20 protein-coding genes and 1 pseudogene are annotated in these 19,949 nt (G+C 67.9%); 10 read left to right on the top strand and 11 right to left on the bottom strand.

The features are described 5' to 3' along the window. The first annotated feature begins 183 nt into the window (after positions 1-183). Positions 184-1,263: a DUF190 domain-containing protein gene (locus A5673_RS20185; RefSeq protein WP_068236369.1), complete on the top strand. Its 1,080-nt coding sequence runs from the start codon at positions 184-186 to the stop codon at positions 1,261-1,263. A gap of 235 nt (positions 1,264-1,498) precedes the next feature. Further along, complete coding sequence (locus tag A5673_RS20180) at positions 1,499-2,842, top strand: acetamidase/formamidase family protein (RefSeq protein ID WP_068236367.1); 1,344 nt, start codon at positions 1,499-1,501, stop codon at positions 2,840-2,842. 16 nt (positions 2,843-2,858) lie between these two features. Here the strand turns inward: A5673_RS20180 and A5673_RS20175 are convergent, their stop codons facing one another. From A5673_RS20175 to A5673_RS20160, 4 genes are all read right to left on the bottom strand, one after another. Continuing rightward, on the bottom strand, positions 2,859-3,752 hold the full coding sequence (locus A5673_RS20175; protein WP_068236365.1) for a fructose bisphosphate aldolase: 894 nt from the start codon (positions 3,750-3,752) through the stop codon (positions 2,859-2,861). An 87-nt stretch (positions 3,753-3,839) separates the two neighbouring features. Further along, complete coding sequence (locus tag A5673_RS20170) at positions 3,840-4,460, bottom strand: cysteine hydrolase family protein (protein ID WP_068236363.1); 621 nt, start codon at positions 4,458-4,460, stop codon at positions 3,840-3,842. Between the two features lie 19 nt (positions 4,461-4,479). Further along, on the bottom strand, positions 4,480-5,073 hold the full coding sequence (locus tag A5673_RS20165; RefSeq protein WP_068236360.1) for a cytochrome b: 594 nt from the start codon (positions 5,071-5,073) through the stop codon (positions 4,480-4,482). Next, positions 5,070-6,203, bottom strand: coding sequence for a catalase family peroxidase (locus A5673_RS20160; RefSeq protein ID WP_304442578.1), 1,134 nt, complete (start codon positions 6,201-6,203; stop codon positions 5,070-5,072). Before A5673_RS20160 ends, A5673_RS20165 begins: the two co-directional genes overlap by 4 nt. A gap of 366 nt (positions 6,204-6,569) precedes the next feature. Between A5673_RS20160 and A5673_RS20155 the strand changes: the two genes are divergently transcribed. Next, positions 6,570-6,947, top strand: a complete 378-nt coding sequence (locus tag A5673_RS20155; protein ID WP_068236357.1) for an STAS domain-containing protein — start codon at positions 6,570-6,572, stop codon at positions 6,945-6,947. A gap of 61 nt (positions 6,948-7,008) precedes the next feature. Then, complete coding sequence (locus A5673_RS20150; RefSeq protein WP_082958848.1) at positions 7,009-7,464, top strand: ATP-binding protein; 456 nt, start codon at positions 7,009-7,011, stop codon at positions 7,462-7,464. On the opposite strand, the gene A5673_RS20145 is transcribed toward A5673_RS20150, so the two are convergent. Then, a complete protein-coding gene (locus A5673_RS20145; protein ID WP_068236351.1) occupies positions 7,457-8,542 on the bottom strand; it encodes a phosphotransferase family protein in 1,086 nt (361 codons plus the stop codon). The two genes, A5673_RS20150 and A5673_RS20145, sit on opposite strands and share 8 nt — an antisense overlap. Next, a complete protein-coding gene (locus tag A5673_RS20140; RefSeq protein ID WP_197518435.1) occupies positions 8,539-9,675 on the bottom strand; it encodes a hypothetical protein in 1,137 nt (378 codons plus the stop codon). The genes A5673_RS20145 and A5673_RS20140 overlap by 4 nt, the downstream gene beginning before the upstream one ends. Before the next feature lie 124 nt (positions 9,676-9,799). Here A5673_RS20140 and A5673_RS20135 point away from each other — a divergent pair, with 124 nt between their 5' ends. From A5673_RS20135 to A5673_RS30110, 5 genes are all read left to right on the top strand, one after another. Next, entirely contained in the window at positions 9,800-10,420 is a 621-nt protein-coding gene (locus A5673_RS20135; protein WP_068236345.1) for a TetR/AcrR family transcriptional regulator, read from the top strand. A gap of 107 nt (positions 10,421-10,527) precedes the next feature. Then, positions 10,528-11,664: a phosphotransferase gene (locus A5673_RS20130; RefSeq protein ID WP_197518434.1), complete on the top strand. Its 1,137-nt coding sequence runs from the start codon at positions 10,528-10,530 to the stop codon at positions 11,662-11,664. A gap of 142 nt (positions 11,665-11,806) precedes the next feature. Then, positions 11,807-13,567 carry an amidohydrolase family protein gene (locus A5673_RS20125; protein WP_068236339.1) on the top strand — a complete coding sequence of 587 codons (1,761 nt, stop codon included), beginning with the start codon at positions 11,807-11,809 and terminating at the stop codon, positions 13,565-13,567. A 10-nt stretch (positions 13,568-13,577) separates the two neighbouring features. Continuing rightward, on the top strand, positions 13,578-14,930 hold the full coding sequence (locus tag A5673_RS20120; RefSeq protein ID WP_068236335.1) for an SRPBCC family protein: 1,353 nt from the start codon (positions 13,578-13,580) through the stop codon (positions 14,928-14,930). A 239-nt stretch (positions 14,931-15,169) separates the two neighbouring features. Further along, entirely contained in the window at positions 15,170-15,361 is a 192-nt protein-coding gene (locus tag A5673_RS30110) for a hypothetical protein (RefSeq protein WP_231971148.1), read from the top strand. Between the two features lie 6 nt (positions 15,362-15,367). Here the strand turns inward: A5673_RS30110 and A5673_RS20110 are convergent, their stop codons facing one another. The 5 genes and pseudogenes from A5673_RS20110 to A5673_RS20090 all read right to left on the bottom strand — a co-directional run. Then, a complete protein-coding gene (locus A5673_RS20110) occupies positions 15,368-16,213 on the bottom strand; it encodes a TauD/TfdA family dioxygenase (RefSeq protein WP_068236332.1) in 846 nt (281 codons plus the stop codon). Between the two features lie 23 nt (positions 16,214-16,236). Beyond that, the gene (locus tag A5673_RS20105) at positions 16,237-16,572 is read right to left on the bottom strand and encodes a hypothetical protein (RefSeq protein ID WP_068236329.1); all 336 of its coding nucleotides are present in this window, start codon (positions 16,570-16,572) and stop codon (positions 16,237-16,239) included. Positions 16,573-16,575: 3 nt separating this feature from the next. Continuing rightward, positions 16,576-17,838 (bottom strand): aromatic ring-hydroxylating dioxygenase subunit alpha, encoded by a 1,263-nt coding sequence (locus tag A5673_RS20100; RefSeq protein WP_068236325.1) that lies wholly within the window; start codon positions 17,836-17,838, stop codon positions 16,576-16,578. Between the two features lie 24 nt (positions 17,839-17,862). After that, entirely contained in the window at positions 17,863-18,606 is a 744-nt protein-coding gene (locus tag A5673_RS20095) for an SDR family NAD(P)-dependent oxidoreductase (RefSeq protein ID WP_068236322.1), read from the bottom strand. A gap of 28 nt (positions 18,607-18,634) precedes the next feature. Further along, a pseudogene (locus A5673_RS20090) lies at positions 18,635-18,907 on the bottom strand (2Fe-2S iron-sulfur cluster-binding protein); the annotation flags it as partial. Between the two features lie 238 nt (positions 18,908-19,145). Here A5673_RS20090 and A5673_RS20085 point away from each other — a divergent pair. Continuing rightward, positions 19,146-19,931 (top strand): maleylpyruvate isomerase N-terminal domain-containing protein, encoded by a 786-nt coding sequence (locus A5673_RS20085; protein ID WP_068236315.1) that lies wholly within the window; start codon positions 19,146-19,148, stop codon positions 19,929-19,931. The last annotated feature ends 18 nt before the right edge of the window (positions 19,932-19,949 follow it).

Here is a 19,949-nt window from a genome sequence, read left to right as displayed (position 1 = left end):
GGTTCGACGCGAATTGTCAAGGCAGACATGAGATTACCCATGCCCGGCGCGACCCCGACAGGGGAATTGGTCCCCACTCTGCGACAGCGTGCGCGTCGCAGAGCGGGAATTCACCGACACACGTCGCCGGCCGCGCCCGGGGCCCCGTTAAGCTTTGGCGGGTTGTACGCCTGAGGAGCGGTCGTGGACGAAGATTGTCTGAAGCTCACCACGTATCTCGCCGAGCGGCGACGAACCGACGAGGGCTTCGTCTCCGATGTGCTGCTCGGGCTGTACGGACGGCACCGAATCGCCGCCGGCATCGTGCTGCGCGGCATCGGCGGGTTCGGTACGGGGCGCTACCTCCGAACCGATGAGTCCCTGACGCTGTCCGAGGATCCGCCCGTCGCGATCATCGCGGTCGACACCAAAACGAAGATCGAGGCGCTGCTCGATCAGGTGCTCGCGGTCAAGCAGCGTGGCCTGCTCACCTTGGAGCGTGCGCGTCTGCTGCGCGAGGCCATCGGAGGGCTGGTGCTGCCCGAGGACCTGCGCGAAGCGGTCAAGTTGACGATTTACGTCGGCCGCAAGGAGCGCGTCAACGGCGCGCCGGCCTACATCGCCATCTGCGATCTGCTGCACCGTCGCCGCATTGCCGGCGCATCGGTGTTCCTGGGCGTGGACGGCGTCACAAACGGACACCGGCAACGCGCGCGCTTCTTCGGGCGCAATGCCAACGTCCCCATGATGGTCGTGGCCGTCGGGTCCGGGGACCGCATCGGCGCGGTGCTTCCGGAGCTGGGCGAGCTGCTGCGGCAGCCCATGTTCACGCTCGAACGGGTCCGGGTGTGCAAGCGCGACGGCGAACTACTGGAACGGCCGCATGCCTTGCCCGGGATCGACGAACATGGCCTGCCCCTGTGGCAGAAGTTGATGATCTACACGTCCGAATCGGCGCTTCATGCCGGTGTGCCGATCCACCGCGCGCTCGTCCAACGGCTTCGTCAGCGGGAAAAACCCGACGGCGCCACGGTGATCCGCGGTATCTGGGGTTACCACGGAGACCATCGGCCCCACGGCGACACGCTGCTGTCGCTACGCCGTCGCGTCCCGGTGGTCACCACCGTCATCGACACCCCGGCCAACATCGCCGAATGTTTCGACGTGGTCGACGAACTCACCCGCCACGAGGGATTGGTGACGAGCGAGATGGTCCCCGCTCTGGTGTCGGACGACGGCGAAGCCGGCCACGGCGGACCGTCCATCGCGAGCCACCGTTATTAGCCTCGGCGGCCCAAGCGCAGCGGCGGAACTAATTTCGATGCCCGTAGCGGACGCTTAACTCGTCTGAAACAATGATCGGGATCGGCTCCTCCAAGGCCCCGTTGGCGCCAAAACCCCTGCCGTAAGCCATCATTAATGCCGATGGCCCCCATCACGAATTGGCGTTAGATCCGCATCGCTACCGGATGTAAGGATCCGTTGCACGTGATCGAATCGATAGTCCAGGGGGCCGTCAATGGACGAAGCATTTGCACGGATGGCGCGCAGCACCGTCGTCGAAGGCGTCGGCCGGCGTGACTTCGTGCGAGCCGTCGCGGCAGTCAGCGCCGGCGTCGGCGTAGCCGGCGTCGCCGCCAGCTGCGCCAAAAGCCATTCCGCTGCTGCGCTTTCGAGCGCCGTCAAGGTGCTACAGCCCGGCCAGGGCACGATCGCCGGCAACCACTACCTGTCATCGACACCCGACCAGGTGCTCTGGGGCTACGTCCCCAACGTCCACTCCACTCCGGTGCTGCGGATGAGGTCCGGCGAGACGATCACCATCGACTGCGTTTCGCACGAGGGCATCCTCGAGGATCAGGGGCGCGATCCCGTCGCGTACTTCGGATCGAAGGGTGTCCCGCGCGGTAACGTTCTCGACGATGCCATCGCCGTCGCATCCGAATACCGCCGCACACCACGCAATTTCGACAAAGATGGGCCCCATGTGGTCACCGGGCCGGTGTTCGTCGAAGGCGCCCAAGCCGGCGATGTGCTCAAGATCGAAACGCTGGAAGCGACACCGCGGGTGCCCTATGGCGTGGTCTCCAACCGGCATGGCAAGGGGGCCTTGGCGATGCGCGCGGACGGGAGCGCACCGGCGGGAATCACCCTGTCGGAGGTCATGCCGCCGGTAAGCCAAGACGGTCGACCCACTCCCGACCCGACGAAATACGGCAATGTCTCGACGTTCACCGCGGTTGAGAACGGCCTCGGCGTGATGCGCTACGGCAAGTCATCGGTGCGGTTCCCGCTCAACCCCTTCATGGGCATCATGGGGGTCGCCTTCTCTCAGGACTCCGAACTGACCGCCGCAAGCGCGAACTCGATTCCGCCCACCCTGGGCGGGGGCAACATCGACATCAGGCTCCTCGGCCCGGGTTCGACCTTTTACCTCCCGGTCTTCGCCGAAGGCGCGCTGTTCTACGCGGGCGACCCCCACTTGGCGATGGGCAACGGCGAAGTCGCGCTCACCGCGATGGAGGGATCCCTGCGCGGAACATTCCGCCTCACGGTGTGCAAGCCGAAATCCGGCGATGCCCCGTCGGTGGCGTACCGCTACCCCTTCGCGGAGACCGCCGACTTGTGGGTGCCGATCGGGCTGTCCGACCCCGACGGCAGCGTCGACGGGCAGATCAGTGACCTCAACGTGGCCATGCGCCGGGCGGTCGTCAACGCGCTGGACTTTCTCGAGTTCGACAAAGGCATGGATCGCGCGACCGCATACGCGTATCTGGCGGCCGCCGCCGACTTCTCGGTCTCCCAAGTGGTCGACCGCACCGTGGGGATCCACGGCGAGATCACCAAAGCGCACTTCCGGTGATCGGACCGTTCTCAGATCAGCCGGCGACGGACGCGTCGTAGATCGACTGGATCGACTTGTCCAGCGTGGCGTTGAACTGCTCGTCGGACTGGTCGACCGAAAGGCCTTCGGTGAGCGCGCGGCTGAAGCTGGCGATCAACCCCGAGTTCTTCGCGAGCAGCTCGTTGGCCTCCTCGCGGGAGTAGCCGCCGGACAGGGCGACCACGCGCATCACCTTCGGGTGTTCGATCAGGGGACGGTAGAAGTTGACCTCGGTGGGCAGGCTCAGCTTGAGCATCACGCGCTGACCGTCGGGCACCGTTTCGAGTTGCTTGGTGATCTCGTCGCGCAGGATGCCCTCGGCCTGAGCCTTGTCGGAGATCGAGATGGTGACCTCGGGCTCGATGATCGGCACCAGCCCGTGCGAGAGCACCTGGCGGGCGACCTCGAACTGCTGGGCGGCCACCGCGGCGATGCCGCTCTGGTTGGCGCCGCCGATCACCGACCGCTCCTTGGTGCCGAACACGCCCTTGCCCACGGCCCGCTCCAGCAACTCGTCCAGGCCGGGCATCGGCTTCATCAGCTGCACGTCGTCGGATGCCTCGGCGAGACCCTTGTCGATCTTGAGGATCGGCACCACCCCTTTGGTCTCCCAGAGGTAGGTGGTCGACGGCCGGCCCTCGATGTCGCGGTCCATGGTCTGCTCGAACAGGATCGCCGCCAGCACCCGGTCGCCGTTGAACGCCGGGGAGGTGATGATCCGCGAGCGCATCTCGTGGATGAGGTCGAACATCTCCTTCTCGGAGGAATACGCGTCCTCCTCGATGCCGTACAGGCGCAACGCCTTGGGCGTCGAGCCCCCGCTCTGGTCGAGCGCTGCGATGAACCCCTTGCCGGACGTCATCCGGTCGGCCTGCTGCTGGTTCGGCATGGAACTTCCCCACTCCCTCGTGGCACTGTCGGGTGCCGATCATATTCTTCCGATCAGCGCGCGGGCAGCCAGGTCACGCTGCCGCCGTCACCTCAGCGCTTCGACGACCTCGTCCGCGGTGAGGATGGCGCTGGCGTAGTTCGGGATATTGACCTCCAGGGCGGCGCGCATCTCCCGGTCCGAATAGCTCGCGGTCGCGTCCTTGACCACCGTGACGTCGTAGCCGAGTTCGGCGCCGTACCGAACGGTCGCCTCCAGACAGGTGTGCGCGATGAGCCCCATCATGATGAGCCGATGGATGCCGTGTTTCTTCAGTAGCAGGTCCAAGTCCGTGTTGGCGAAGCCGCTGGAACACCAATGCTCCTGGGCGACCAGGTCGCCGGGTTGAGGCTCGAACCCGGGATGCAGCTCCCCGCCCCAGGTTCCGTATTCGAACGTCCTGCGCGACCACGCGGCTTTCTGAATCGGCGCGATGTACTTCCAGGACTCGTAGTCGCCGGGCCGATACCGGTGGTGCAGCGCGTAGCAAACGCGAATGCCCGCGGCGCGTGCGGCGTCGAGGACCTGACGCATGTGCGGGACGCACCCGTTGGCTTCGGCGACGCCCTTGAGGCGATCCCACACCTTCCCGCCCTCGGAGATGAAGTCGTTGTACGGATCGATCACAACGAGGCCGGTGAGGCCCTTGTCGTAGGTCACGTCGGTCATGTTCGCACGACGCAACCGCTCACGCCGCGGTCTCGTCCTCCCGCCGTGCGGCCCGCTTGGTGGGCCAGATCGCCATGCGGTCCAGCAGCCCGTCCCGCAGCCCAAGCGTGTGGAACAGCACCGCGCAAACGTGCGCGGTGAACGTCAGGAACAGCAGGAACGCGCCCGCGTTGTGGGCCTGGCGGAGCACCGCGTACAGGTCGAGGTTGTGCGGTGCGATGCCCGGCAGCTGCAGCGGCCCCGCCAGCGTGATCGGGAATCGCGCCGCCGAGAGCATCGCCCACCCGATCAGGGGCTGCAGCAGCAACAGCGCGTACAGCAGGTATTCCGACCAGGACGCGATGCGGCGTTCGGCGCGGCTCATGGTGGCCAGGAAGGGGGGCAGCCGGTGGGTGAGCCGGTTCACCAGCCGGACGACGGCGAACGCGAGGATCAACAACCCCAACGGCCGGTGGATGGCCAACAGCAGCGGGTAGTAGCTCAACGAGGCGATCATGATCACGCCGATGAGCAGCTGCGCGATGACCATCGGCGCCATCAGCCAGTGCAGAATCCGCGATGGCAGGGCGAAACGAGCTGGCGCGGTGGTGGTTTCGTTCGCCTGGGCGGTCATGCGAGCACCTGCGCCACGTTGACCTGGCTGGGCGACTTGGGCTCCTCGGCGCGGCGCGTGAAGGAGCGCGCGTACACGGCCGACCTCGCCGGGGGCAGCGGATCGTCGGACGCGGTGATGCCATCCGGCAGCACCAGCGGGTCGAAGTTGATGTCGCGCGCGTTGCCGGCCTGTTCGGTCTGCACCGCGGCGATGGTGATGGTGCCGGCGTCGATCGACCGCCGCGATCGCGGCCACGGTTTGGTGGCGTCGTTGGTGGGATCGCCCAGCTCCCCGATGGTGAGCACCAGCCGCCACTGCAGTGGGCCCCGCGCCAGCGCGCGGATGAGGTCGTCGAAGAGGTAGTCCTTGCCGCGCGGAGGCTGCGGGCCGCCGGCCGCGGCGGTGTTCTGCGGGACGACCGACCACCGCACCGGAACGGTCGCGCCGGCGCTGTTGGTGAACCAGAACACGTTCAGCCCGTAGAACGTGCTGTCCGCGAATCCCGCGGTGGGCGGCGATTGCTTGATGATCTTCATCGCCGCGACGGTTTCGGGGTGGCGGCCGAGGAACGCGGCCAACTTCTGCGGGTCGGGCTTGCCGGTGCCGGGCAGCGGTTTGGACGCGAGCAACCGCTCATAGAAGCCCTCGGGGGTGCGGTCGGTGAAGACGGGCAGGTTGATCATCGCCGTGCGCCACTGCTGGCCGCCCGTCTGGAACAGCAACCCGAGGCCGCGCACGGTGTCGGGCTTGTCGGCCTGGTCCGGCAGGCCGCCGCCCAGCGAAAACCGGCCGACGAGCGGAACGGTGCCGGCCCGGAAGACCGCCGCCCGGCAGATGGCCACGCCCGCCCCGTTGCTCGCGAAAGAGCCGGTGGCCGCCAGCCCCTTGGCATGGTTTCGCCGGAAGCCGTCGTGGCGGCCGGCGATCTGTTCGAAGCGATCGGCGAACCGTGCCGGGGTCAGCGGCGGCGGTGTGCCCGGCCGCAGCCACCCGCCGGCGTAGGCGAACCCGCCCACATCGACCGCCGCGAAGCCGGCGACCGCGCCCAGGCCGAGCAGGGCGCTTCGTCGCGTCAGCGCGAGGCGGCGCGCGGGCTCGGTCGCACCGGTTACGTCGTCCGGCGTGCCATCGTGATCACCGGGTTCCATGCCCACCGTCCTTCTCCCACTTTCGGGGCCAAGCCGCACAGCCTGGGAACGAACTCGGTGGACGCATTGACCCACGGGAGGCTGCCGTGCGCAACATCTGCGGCGGGGATCGCGCACATCCGGACTACGGCGAGGCGCCGGGATTCGTTCAGTTGGACCGGCCAACGAGCGACGGCTGCAACGGTCGTTTTCGCCATGGCCTAAAATCGTCTGAACACGTGCGGCTGCGCCTCCGCCTGGCGGTGCAGCAGAGTTTGGAGTGTTTCCCCAGTAAGGGGTGTTACGCGGGTTGAGTCGACAGCCCCGGCTTGGCAAGGCTGTTTGATTTCTCGGTGTCCCGCACGGGGCGAATGTGAGTGACGAAGCATGATCGAACAATCCGGCAATTCAGTCGACCCGACGACCTTCGACGTCGGAAAACACCAGGTGGACGACGCGGTCGTGCTGACCGTCTCGGGTGAGGTGGACATGCTCAGCGCGCCACAACTCGCCGAGGCGGTACGCACCGCCCTGGCCGCGACACCGCCGGCGCTGGTCATCGACCTGACGAAGGTGGATTTTCTGGCGTCGGCGGGGATGACCGTCCTGGTCACCGCGCAGGCCGAGGTCACGCCGCCCACGCGATTCGCGGTCGTCGCGAACGGGCCGGCCACCAGCAGGCCGATCAAGCTCATGGGCTTGGACAACGTGCTGGCGCTGTACAGCACGCTCGACAGCGCACTGAGCCGTATCGCCGAAGGGTGAACCCCCGACCGAGTGAGGATGCTGCTGAGCGATGGGACGCTCTGAACCTGGGCCGGATGAGGTGTCCGCCATCGATGATCGATCCCGCTTCGTGCGCAGGCGGATGGCCGCCGATGCGCGAAGCGCCGCTCGGACCCGGGCCGAGTTCGGCAACTGGCTCGATCGGCACTTCCGGCTGGGCGCCGAGCGCAGCAACGACCTGCTCCTCGCGGTGAACGAAGCGCTGGCCAACGTCGCCGAATTCGCGTATGTGGACGCGGCCCGGCGCGGGACCCTGGATCTCGGCGCAACCTACGACGACGCTGCCGGCACCCTCGCCGTGACCGTCAATGACCGCGGCCGCTGGCGCCACAAGCCGCCCGAACCCGCCGCCGCGCCGCCCCAACCACAGGTCCGGGGGCGCGGCATCCCGCTGATGCGGGCGCTCGCCGATCGGCTGAGCATCGACCGCACCCCCCGGGGAACGCACGTCACCCTGGTCTGGACCGGTCTGTCGCGGCGATCCACCGCTAGTTAGCGGCCGCGAGGACCTGCTGGATGCGTTCGTCGCGCGGCAGCACGGGACCGTCCTCGAGGGGCTCCTCGACACCCAGCTCGGCGAGCCCCGCTTTCGTCATCAGCGACGTGCCGTAGGCCGCGAGCACGAGCTTTCGGTCGTCGCTGTGGCCAGCGTCGATCAGCATCGCGCCGATGAGGCAGATGACGGCCATCTTGTAGGCATTGAACGCTCGGTACCACGGGCGGTTCCGGACCGCGATCCCGCTGGCCGCCTCGTAGTGGGCCAGCAGGGCGTCGATGCCGGGCGCCGCGGGGTGGGTGTTGAGCCCGACGGGCTGCATCCACAGCATCTCGAGCCAGCCGATGTCGGTCAGCGGGTCGCCGACCGTCGTCATCTCCCAGTCGAAGACCGCGCTCACCTCGCCGCCGTCGAACGCGAAGTTGCCCGGTTTGGCGTCGCCGTGCACCAGGGTGACGCTCGGGCACGGGTCCGGCTTGCCGGCCCGCAGGGCCTGCTCCAGCCGTTCGAGGGCCGGCAGCGGGCCGCGCTTGACCCGGTCCAACTCGGCCGCCCAGTGGTCGAGTTCACGGTCCAGGTGGTCGCCACCGCTGTCGAGCGCGTCGAGCCCGGTGCGTGCCGGGTCCACGGTGTGGATGGCCGCGAGTTGTTCGACCAGGCTCTGACACATCCGCACCACCACCGAGTCGGCGAGGCCGGTCGGCGGCTCCATCTCGTAGACCTGCCCGACGGCCCGTTCCATCACGAAGAAGGGCCTCCCGAGCACCTCGCCGGTGTCCTCGATCCACAGCGCCCGCGGAACCCGGACTGCTGTCGTCGCCAGCGCTCGCAGGACGGTGAACTGGCGCGCCAGGTCGTAGGGCTCGAGCAGCGCCGGGGGTTTGGGCCGCAGCCGCAGCACCGCGTCTTGCGGGTCGTCCCGGCCGCCGCGGACGGTGACGATGCTGAGCGTGAGCATTTCGGCCGAGTGCCCGAAGTTCACCCGGTCCAGGCCCTCGACGCGGACGTCGTCGGCGTCGGGCAGCTGCGCACGCAGCCACGCCGCCAGGCGCTGAGTCACGTTGGCGTCCAGCATCATTGACGGGCCCCTGACCCGTCGGCCGGTAGGCGGTCCACCGGGGTCTTGTCCTGGGTGAACGCGGACATGTCCATCGCCGCCCAGGTGGGGTAGCGACGGTAGCCCTGGCCCCCGACCAGCAATTCGAAGACGCCCCAACCGGTGTCGCCGTCCTGCTCGAACCGCATCAGCTGATCGAGCGCCATCGACTTGCCCTCGGTCTCCGCGAGCTGCCCGGAATCGGAGCTGTCCCAGCGGAAATGAATGAAATAGCCGCCGCCACCCAGGTCCTCGTAGGTGCAGTGCGCCATCGGCAGGCCGTAGTAGGCGTTGACGTGCTGGTGCGGGGCGTCGGCGAAGACGCGGTAGGCCTTGCCGTCCTCGTCGGTGAACAACAGCGCCGCACGGACCGGGCGCTTGCGGTGGCCGTCGAACTCCACGTCGTGTTCGACCTTGACGAATCGCTTCGACAGCGTGCCGTCCGCCCGGGTGACACCGCCATCGACGTAATTGACTGTGCCGTCGGTTGATTCGATGACCCAGGCCTCGATGGCGTAGTCATCGAACCCGGCGTCGAGCCACAGCCAGAAGTCGATCTTGTCCGAGACGCGCACCCCGAAGGTGCGGTCCCGGCCACCGTGGAACCCGTCGACACTGATCCGTTCGCCGTCGATCGTCACCCAGCCGCTCCATCGCCCGGGCTCCTTCATGTGATACATGTCGGCCAGCGTCTGGCCGTCCTTCCCGCGCACCTTCATGGGCAGCAGCTCCCACATCGGGGCGGTGGGCTGGTAGTACAGCTCCCACTGGATCCCCGAGTTGTTCGGTTCGACGTCGAGCCGCCAGCGCTTCAGCGGCTCGACGCAGGTCCAGCGCATCGGCCCGGCACGCAGGTCAGCGCGGTCCGCACCCGTCACCGGCCGGCCGGCCAACAGGTCCCAGTGCCGGCCGTCGGCGAGGCTGACCTTGGCGTAGCCCAGCCCGCTGGCGGTGTTCGGGTTGTTGCCGTAGCCGCTCGCCAGCAGCATCGTGCCGTCCGGCGAGGCGGCGAAGAAGTAGCACCGGTCCGACCACGTCGGGTCGGGATCGTGCACCTGGTCGAAAGTCATCGGGAGCTGGTGGGTGAACGACTCGTCCGCCGCGGAGTATCCCATCATCGCCCTCTCTGCCGTGCTGAGCGGTTGTGCCGCAACATGATTCGATTACCTCCCGTCGAGCCCCGGCGACCCGACGCCTCAGATAGTGAAGTAGCACAACGCATCCCGTAGCATCGGCGCCATGGAACCGAGCCGGTGGTGGGGTGACGACCGCGCGATCCACGACGACGAGGAGGCGCGCAGACTGATCCTCGACGCGGCGGGCCGCTGCATCGTCCGCCGGGGCAACACCCAGTTCCGGATGGGCGAGGTCGCCGACGAGGCCGGGGTGTCGCGATCCACGGTGTACCGCTACTTCCCCGCCCGCGACGACGTGCTGCTGGGCCTGATGCTGATGCGGGTGGACAAGGCGCTCGGCGACCTGGTGGGAGCGCTGCCGGCGCCCGACGATCCAGTCCGCTCGGTGCCCGAGATGGTCCTGGCGCGGGTCGAGTCGGTGGACGGCAACCCGCTGAACGAGGCGCTGTTCGCCGCGGAGAGCACCGCGGTGGCCACCGCCCTCGAGAAGGGCTCCGAACCCCTCGTGCGGCTGCTGCTGCGGCACTACGAGCCGTTGCTGAACCGGTGGAAGGCGGCGGGGCGCCTCTACGACGACCTCGACCCCCGGTCGATCGTCCAGTGGCTGCACACCACGACGTTGTTCCTGCTGGCGCCCTCGTGGCGGCGCCGCCCGACGGCCGACAAACGCCGGTTCGTCGAGCAATTCGTGGTGCGGGCCCTGGTGCCACAAATCAGACAATAATCTGGTATTGTCTGAAGTCCAGACATTCGGCTAGTTTTGTCTGACGGGGCGCTGCGGCGATTGCGGCCCGCCCCCGCCGGTGCCGGGCATACGCGGGACGGATGCATATGAAAAATCTTGCGGGACAGGCTTTGTCCATCGCCGGCTTGGCCGCTCACCTGGGCCATGGCGTCCGCCGCGTGGCGACCGACGCCGTGGTGGGCGGGCACCTGGGGTTGCCCCGCAGCGTCGAAGACATCGACGCCGGGGTCCTGTCGAAGGTCCTGGGGACCGCCGTCCGATCGGTCCGGGTCCTGGACGCAGACACGGGCACGTCGTCGCGGGCCCGGCTGGTGTTGACCGGAAAAGACGTGCCCGAGTCGGTGTTCGTCAAGGTCGCCGCCAAAAGCGCCGCCACCCGGTTGATGGGCGAACTCGGCCGGCTGGGGCAGACGGAGGTGCGCTTCTACAACCAACTCGCGCCGCAGCTCACCGGTCTCCCGTATGCCTATGGCGCCGCGTTCGACAGCTGGACGGGCCGGTACCTGTTGGTCCTGGAAGACCTGCCCACCGAGTCCTGCGAATTCCCCGACACCCTGCACCCGATCTCCACCGACCAGGCCAGCCTGATCGTCGAATTGCTGGCGGACCTGCACGCCGCCTTCTGGGACCGGCTGCCGCGCGACGGTCGCGGCCCGCTCGGCTGGCTCTACACCCCGTCCGGAGACGTCACGTCCCTGCTGACCGGGTCGCTGATGCACGCGTCGATGAAGCGCCTCGCCGGGCGCAGCCCGTTCCCCGTCGACAGCGGGCGCTTCATCGCCGATAACTATCGCGCCGTCGCCGCGCTGATCGACACTCCCCCGCACACCGTCATGCACGGCGACGCCCACCCCGGCAACATGTACTTCTACGGGGGCAAGGCGGGTCTGTTGGACTGGCAGGCGGTGCGGCGGGGACACCCCTCCCGCGAACTGGCATACACGCTGATCACCAGCCTGACGCCGGAGGACCGGCGGGCAACCCAGCGCGACCTCCTCGACGACTACCGGCGCGCGCTCGCGGCGGCCGGCGGACCCGAGCTGGACCGCGACGACCTCTGGTTGCGCTACCGCCAGAGCGCGCTGTACGGGTACGTCGCCCCGCTGATCACCGCGGGGATGGGCGGCATGCAGGTCGAAGGCATCGCCATGGAAGGTCTGCGGCGCGGCGTGGTGGCGCTTGACGACCTGGAAACCGTTGCGGCACTGAAGGGTTCTCTCTAGCGCACGGGTGCGGCCGGGAAGTTCCCCCCGATTCATTGACTCGATCTACCGGGAGGAATATCGTCGGTAGTTACGCTACGCCGCGTAGCGAAATGCCCGCGTGTCTGACGTCGACAACGCATGGCGACAAGGAGAGGCCCTCATGTTCGACCTGAAGATCACCGGTGGCACCGTCGTCGACGGCACGGGCGCGGAGCGCTACCGGGCCGACATCGGCATCAAGGACGGCAAGATCGTCGACGTCGTGCGGCGCGGCGCCGACGGCCCCGCGCTGGCGGGCGAAGCGGCCGAAACCATCGATGCGACAGGGCATGTGGTGGCGCCCGGCTTCGTCGACATCCATACGCACTACGACGGCCAGGTGAGCTGGGACGGGCTGCTCGAGCCGTCCAGCGGCCACGGCGTCACGACGATCGTGACCGGCAACTGCGGCGTCGGTTTTGCGCCCGTGCGGCCCGGCACCGAGCAGTGGCTGATCGAGTTGATGGAGGGTGTGGAGGACATCCCCGGTACCGCGCTGACCGAGGGCATCGAGTGGGGCTGGGAGACCTATCCCGAGTACCTCGACGCGATCGGCAAGCACAAGTTCGCGATCGACGTCGGCAGCCAGGTCGCCCACGGCGCCATCCGCGCCTACGCGATGGGCGAGCGGGGTGCGCGGAACGAGCCGGCGACACCGGACGACATCGAGGCGATGGGCCGGCTGGTTCGGGAGGCGATCGAAGCCGGCGCACTCGGCTTTTCGACCTCGCGCACCATGGGCCACCGCGCGATGGACGGCGAACCGGTGCCCGGCACCTACGCCGCCGAGGACGAGCTGTTCGGCCTCGGGCGGGCCATGGCCGCCGGCGGCCAGGCGGTGTTCGAGCTCGCCCCGCAGGGATCCGCGGGCGAGGACATCGTCGCACCCAAAAAGGAACTGGACTGGATGCGGCGGCTGAGCGGTGAGATCGACCGGCCGGTGTCGTTCGCTCTTATCCAGGTGGACGCCGACCCGAACCTGTGGCGCGAGATGCTGGACCTGTCCGCGGACGCGCACGCCGAGGGCGCCCGGCTGTACCCGCAGGTCGCCGCGCGTCCGTTCGGCATGATGATCGGATTCCAAGGCCATCACGGATTCAGCCACCGGCCCACCTACCGGCGGCTGGCGGCCGAATGCGGCCGCGCCGAGCTCGCGCAGCGCCTGGCCGATCCCGCGGTGAAGGCCGCGATCCTGTCCGAGGAAGACCTGCCCGCCGACCCCACCCTGTTGTTCGACGGCATGTTCGCGCTGGTGCAGCACTCGCTGGGGCGGCTGTACGCGCTCGGCGACCCGCCCGACTACGAGCCCACCGCCGACCGCACCGTCGCCGCCATCGCGAGGGCCCGCGGCGAGGACCCGCTGTCGACGCTGTACGACCTGATGCTCGAGCAGGATGCGACCGCCATGCTGATGCTGCCGCTGTTCAACTACGCCGACGGCAACTGCGACGCGATCCGGGAGATGCTGCTGCACCCCGCCGGTGTGCTCGGGCTCTCCGACGGCGGCGCCCATTGCGGGATGATCTGCGACGCTTCCTACCCCACCTTCTTGTTGACCCACTGGGCGCGCGACCGGCACCGGGGCGAGAAGCTGTCGCTGGAGTACGTGATCCGCAAGCAGTCCCGCGACACCGCGCACCTGTTCGGTCTGACCGACCGCGGCACGATCGCACCGGGTAAGAAGGCGGACATCAACGTGATCAACATGGACGCCATTCGACTGCACCCCGCGGCGATGGCCTTCGACCTGCCGGCCGGCGGGAACCGGATCCTGCAGGGGGCCAGCGGCTACGCGGCCACCATCGTCAGCGGGACCGTGACCCGGCGCAACGACGTCGACACTGGGGCGCGCCCGGGCCGGCTGGTGCGCGGAGCGCGTTAGAGGTCCACGCGTGAACGCGCCCACCGGCAATCCGGCCCGCACCCGGGACGAGGACGCGATCGGCACCCCGCCGCAGTGCCCGACCCTGGTGCCGGCGCAGCGTTACTACTCTCCGGAGTTCGCGGCCCTCGAGATCGAGCGGATGTGGCCGAAGGTGTGGCAGCTCGCCTGCATGGTCGATCACGTCGCCGAGCCGGGCGACTATTTCGACTACCGCTGCGGCCCGTACGGGGTCCTGATCGTGCGCGGCGACGACGGGGAACTCCGCGCGTTCCAGAACGCCTGCCGCCATCGCGGCAACACACTGTGCGCGGGCTCGGGGTCGGGCCTGCGCGAACTCAAGTGCGGCTATCACGGCTGGACGTGGGACCTGGCGGGCACGCTCAAGCGGGTGCCCAACCGCAAGGGCTTCGGCTCGCTGCGGATGTCCGACTTTCCACTGGTGCCGGCCCGGGTCGACACCTGGGAGGGGCTCGTCTTCGTCAACCTCGACACCGACGCGATGCCGTTGGCCGAGTACCTGGAGGCGGTGCCGGACGACATCGCCTGGTGCCACCTGAGCGACTTTCGCTGCTATGCGACGCTCACCATCGACGTCGACGCCAACTGGAAGACGATCGCCGACGGGTACAGCGAGACCTATCACATCCAGACGCTGCATCCCGAGCTGCTGCGCTGTGTCGACGACATTCATGCGCCACAACAGATTTGGGGCCACACGGGCAAGTCCGATCAGCCCTACGGGGTGCAGAGCCCACGCTTTGAGGGCGCGCTGAGCGACGAAGAGGTCTGGGACGCCTACGTCTACACCCAGGGCGCGCTCATGGGCGCCGCCGAAGGAGCGCCGTTCCCCGCCGACGAGCGCCGGCCCGGGGACACGGTTGCCGACGTGATCGCGGCGCGCACGCGGGCCTTCGCGGCCGGCCGCGGCGTGGACCTGGACTGGGCCGACACCGACCGGATCACCCGGCTGCACCAGTACAACGTGTTCCCCAACATGACGTTGCTGGCCAACGCCGACCACCTGACCATCATGTGCTCGCGGCCCGGTCCGGACCCCGATCACGGCGAGCTGGTCATGTTCCTGATGACCCGGATGGCCCCCGGCGCGCCGCGCAGCAAACCCGCGGAGGTGCGCTCGAACGCCGGCGAAGCCGAACCGGGCCTGGTGCTCACCCAGGACATCCGGCTGCTCGCGGGCCTGCAACGCGGCCTGCACCAGCCCGGCTTCACCCACCTGGTGCTCTCCAGCGAGGAACGGCGCGTGATCAACATGCATCGAAACCTCGAGCGTTACTTGAATCTATCCGGGGACCTGCCGGAGGCCGAGCGCATGAGCTGCGGTGAAAAGGCGTCGACGTAATCGCTGTAGACCTCCCGAAAACGGGTACAAGCGAATTAGAATCCCGGCTTGTGACGAGTGCGTCCGACGCTTGGGGCTACGAACGGCGGCAACTCATGCATCAGGTACAGCTGCGATGTCAGGCTCTCGGCCGAAGGCGTGCTCGACGGCTCTGTCACCACTTCGAACGCGTCGGCGTACACACCGCTCCGGAGCGACTTCGCCAGATCGTGGCCGGCGCCCCCGTCGCGGACGACGAAGTGACGGACGTCAATTTCGCTTTGATCGCGATGCAGCTGAACCGGGAGGCGCGCGGCGCGCGAGTCAAGCGCCTGAAGCGCCAGGGCACCCGGTCGCTGATGTTCGCCGGCCTGGTCCTGGTCGTGCTGAACTTCCTGTTCTGCGTCGCCTACGTCCTGCTGAACCTGGCCCAGCAGGCCACCCCGATGTGAGTGCTGCTACTCGATCGGTTCATCGCCCAGCACGGTCGTGCGCAGCATCTCCCGCGACGAGGCCGGGTCATAGGGCGCCGCTCGGTGCAACACGCCCCGGTTGTCCCAGATGACGGTGTCACCGACCGACCAGGTGTGCCGGTAGACCTTTTCCGGACCGGTGGCCCGATCCAGCAACGCGGCCAGTAGCGCGCGGCCCTCGTCGAGGTCCATGCCGACGATGTAGTCAGCGGAAGCGCCCAGGACAAGGGATTTGCGGCCACTGCGGTGCGTCCACACCAGCGGGTGTTCGTGCGTGCGCCGTTGCCGCCAGCGCTGCACCTGCTCCGGCGTGGGGTCGGGCGTGACGCGGCGTTGCGAGGCTTCCAGCGAGTGCACGACTCGCAGCGAACCCAGCCGTAACTTTTCCCCGTCCGTCAATTCCTCATAGGCCGCATAGGAATTCGCGAATTCCGTCTCCCCGCCGCGCTCGGCGACCGCGACCGCCGACAGCAGGGTCGCCTTCTGCGGGCATTCGTCACCGGTCGGAGTGCATCCGTCGATGTGCCAGTCGAACGTCGCCCGCAGGTAGGCCGCCGACGAGTTCTTCGACGTGTCGAGCGTGATCGGGTAGATGCCCGCCACCGGATGGTGGCCGTCGGAGGAATGGTCCACCTCGCCGAGGCGGCGGCAGAACTCCACCTGCGCTTCGGGCTGCAGACCCAGGCCCCGGAACACCAGCACCCCGTTGTCTTCCAAAGCCTCCATCACCGCGTCCCCAAGCAGGTCATCGGTGGCGAGCCGGTCGGCGTCGGCGCCGAGAACTTCGGCGCCCACCGACGAGGTGAGTTTGTTGACCGTGAGCACGCTCATTGCCGGTCCTTTCTGAAGGGAAGTCATGGCGCCGGTTCGCCGACGCGATCCAGGACGGCGTCGGCGGAGTCGGTGGGCTTGGGCTGACCGAAGATTTCGACCGCCATCGCGACCATCACCAACGAGTAGATGAGGTGCAGCAGGTGCGTGGCGTCCTCGGGGATGTCGTCGAGGGAAAATTTGTCGCAGTAGTCGATGGCCTCTTCCAGACGTGGGAAGAAGGCGTTGTAGAACTCCCGCATCTCGGGCATGCCGCTGGCCAACCGCTGATCCCATCGCTCGGCTTCCGTTGCCAGGCACCAGGTTTGGGCGAAGTGCTCCAGTTCGGCGAACGCACTCGGCAACAGGGCCTCGGTCATCGACTACACCCCCGCCGGTTGCGCTTCGCGCTGATATTGCTCGACCCAGTCGACGACCTCTTTGTGCAGATGCCGCACCAGGATTTCCTGGTCGCTCAGCGGGAATTCGTCGACGACGCCGGTTTCCAGCGCCGCCTGGGTGCCACCGAGCATGCCGGCGTCCTGGAGGGCGAACTCCTTGAGCACCACCGCGGCCACCTCGTGCTCGATGCGCTCGCGCACGGTGCGCGCCGGGTGGAAGGCGGTGTAGGCCTCGAAGCGGTGCGTGTTGTGCGACGTCGGCCAATACCGGTACAGCAGGTACCAGCCGCCGTAGATGAGGATCTCGAGGTTGGGAAAGATCTGGAAATTGCTGATCCCCCATGGCTCGATGCCGCCCGGGTTCAGCCCGGCGGGCAGCTCACCGATGTCCGGGGTGCGCCAGGGCCCGACAAGTCCGCTGCGGGTCGCTCGTTCGATCGGATACATGTATTCCGGTGCCATCAGCCAACGGCGGGTGCCCGCGGTGGAGACCGCCCGGTGCGGGCCGTCGATCTGGAAGTGCGCGCACTCGAACCCGGCGTTGGGGTCGCGCACCGCCGAGGGGACCTGCTGGGGATGCAGCGACGGCACGTGGTAGTACTCCTGGAACGCGTCGGCGAAGATCTTCCAGTTGCTGTTGTTGTGCGCCAGGAAGTCATAGCGCTCGGTGAGCTTGCCGAACGGGTAGGCATCGAGCCCGGTGATCATCGGGCCCAGGAACTCGCGCAAGCTCTGCCGCGGCCGCTCCGCGAAGTTGACGAAGACGAAGCCGTTCCACACGTCGCAGTGCACCGGGCGCAGGCCGTAGTCGGCGGTATCGAGGTCGAAGAACTCCGACGCTTGCTGCACGTAGGTCAGCGCCCCGTCGAGGCCGTAGCGCCAGCCGTGGTATTTGCAGGTGAACTGGCGGCACACGCCTTTGGTCTCCTCGCGTGGAAAGTCGTTCCACACCAACTTGTTACCGCGGTGACGGCAGACGTTGTGAAAGGCCCGGATCATTTCGTCTTTGCCCTTGACCAGGATGATCGACGCGCGCGCGGCCTCGATCTCCTTGGTGAGGTAGCTGCCCACGCGCGGCAGCTCCTCGACGCGGGCCACGTTGAGCCAGGCGCGTTTGAAGATCGCCTCGCGCTCGAGCTCGTAGAACTCCGGCGACGTCGAGTCCCGGAAGGAGATCGGCCCAGTGCCGAGCTCCGGGTGGTGCTCGGTCCAGCTGCCCTCCGCCGGCTTAGGCCAACGACCCATCGGAACCTGCCTTTCTCGGTCCGCTCACATCACGGCCCCGCCGTTGACGCCGAGCACCTGGCCGGTGATGAAGCCGGCCTCCTCCGAACACAAGAAGCCGACCGCCGCCGCGATGTCGTCGCCGGTGCCGAGGTGGCCCACGGGAATCTGGTTGGCGATCTCTTCATTGGATCTGACATGGCCGTGCGCCTGCGACTGCTGTTGCATCGGCGTCTCGATGCCCGACGGGGGAATGTTGTTGACGGTGATGCCCAGCGGGGCGTATTCGCGCGCCAGCGATTTGGTGAGGGTGATCACCGCGCCCTTGGAAGCCGCGTAATGCGCCATGCGGGGGGAGCCGCGCTGGGCGCTGGACGACGAAATCATCACGATGCGGCCCCAGTTCGCGGCAAGCATGTCCCGCAGGGCGACCTGGCAGCAATGGAACGTGCCGGTCAGGTTCACGTCGATGATGCGCGCCCAGGACTCGGGCGTGATGTCGATGAAGGGTGCGAAGCCCACCATCCCTGCGCTCGTCACCAGGATGGTCACCGGCCCCAGCTCGCTGCGCACCTTGGCGAACGCCTCCTCCACCGCCGGGCGGTTGGTGACGTCGGCAACCACACCCAGCGCCTCCACCCCGTCGGCGCGGAGCTCCTCGCAAACCCGCTGCGCCGCTTCACCGTTGACGTCGAGCACGGCCACCTTGTGCCCGCGCCGGCCCAGTTCGTGGCAGGTCGCCTCCCCCATGCCCGATGCGCCACCGGTCACCACCGCCACCCGTGTCATCGCGTGCGCCTCACCTTTGACCGTCCTGTCACTCGTAGACCACCGTGACCGAGTGGCTGGTCGGCAGCGACTGGCACGTCAGCACCCAGCCCTCGGCGACCTCGTCCTCGGTAAGCGCGTCGTTGTTGATCATCCGGGCGCCGCCCTCGGTCAGCTTGGCCATACACGTTCCGCAGTTGCCGGCTTCGCACGACGACGGCGCCGCCAGGCCCGCCGCGCGGGCGGTTTCCAGCAGTGTGTCGCCATCCCGATAGGCAACGGTGGTGGTCCGCCGGTCGAGACGAATCGTCACCTTCTCCGTCGTCGCGCCCTCGGTGTCCGTCGCCGTGTCGACGTCGCCACCCGCACTCGGTTTTCCCATCCCGGCGAGATTATCAAGTACTTGTCATTGTCATCAAGTACTTGATACGCCGCCACGGGCGCGGCCGCGTGTCGACCATTCGGCGGTCTTAGTGTTACCTTAATTATCTCTTATTTTTCTTAACTTTGGTGTACGGTCCCTCTCCAGGACACCGCCGCCGAACGAGAGGCCAAATCAGATGCCGGGCAACGAGTTTTGTGATGAGTCAGCGCCGGCCCGCCCCAGCCGACCGCCCCGACTGCTGCCGACCTCCGACGCCGCGGCCGCCTACCGCCTCGTCAACCGGCGCGTCGACGCGCTGATCCGCGGTCGCGCTGAGGTCGCCGAACTTTCGGTGCCGGCGTGTCCCGCCTGGACTGTCCGCCAGACGGTTGCCCACCTCACCGGGGTCGCCCAGGACGTCGTGTCGGTCAACGTGGAGAGGAAGGGCGCCGACGCCTGGACCCGGGCGCAGGTCGACCGCCTCGGCGGCTATCCCGTCGACGAATTGCTCGAACGCTGGGGGCAGCTGATGGAAATGGTGACGGCGACGCTCGCGCTGGCCCCCCAACCGTCCGCCTGCCAGCTGGTCTTCGACGCGCTCACCCACGAGCACGACATTCGCGGCGCGCTGGGTGAACCGGGTTCCCGCACGGGCGATCTCGCGTATCAGGCCGCGCTGGGTTTCGTGACGACGACGGGCGACGAGTTCATCCGGCAAGCGGGGCTGCCGTCGCTCCGGTTGATCACCCCCACGCTGGGACCCGTGCAGCTCGGCGACCCGGCCACCGGGCCAGCCGAAATCTCCCTGGAAATCTCGGATTTCGAGGCCTTACGCGCCCTCGGCGGGCGACGCAGCCTCCGGCAACTGTCGGCGCTGCCCTGGCGGGGGGACCCGACAGCGCTGCTCCCCGTCTTCACGGGCCTGCTGCCCGGCGTCAGCGACGACGGCATCCGGCCGCCACCCGACGACCTCGTCGAATGATCGAAGCGGGCGGGTGCC

Source organism: Mycobacterium sp. E3198 (assembly GCF_001667015.1).
Taxonomy (GTDB): domain Bacteria; phylum Actinomycetota; class Actinomycetes; order Mycobacteriales; family Mycobacteriaceae; genus Mycobacterium.
The sequence above is the reverse complement of the archived record's forward strand: the minus strand, read 5'-3'. Positions and strand labels throughout refer to the sequence as shown.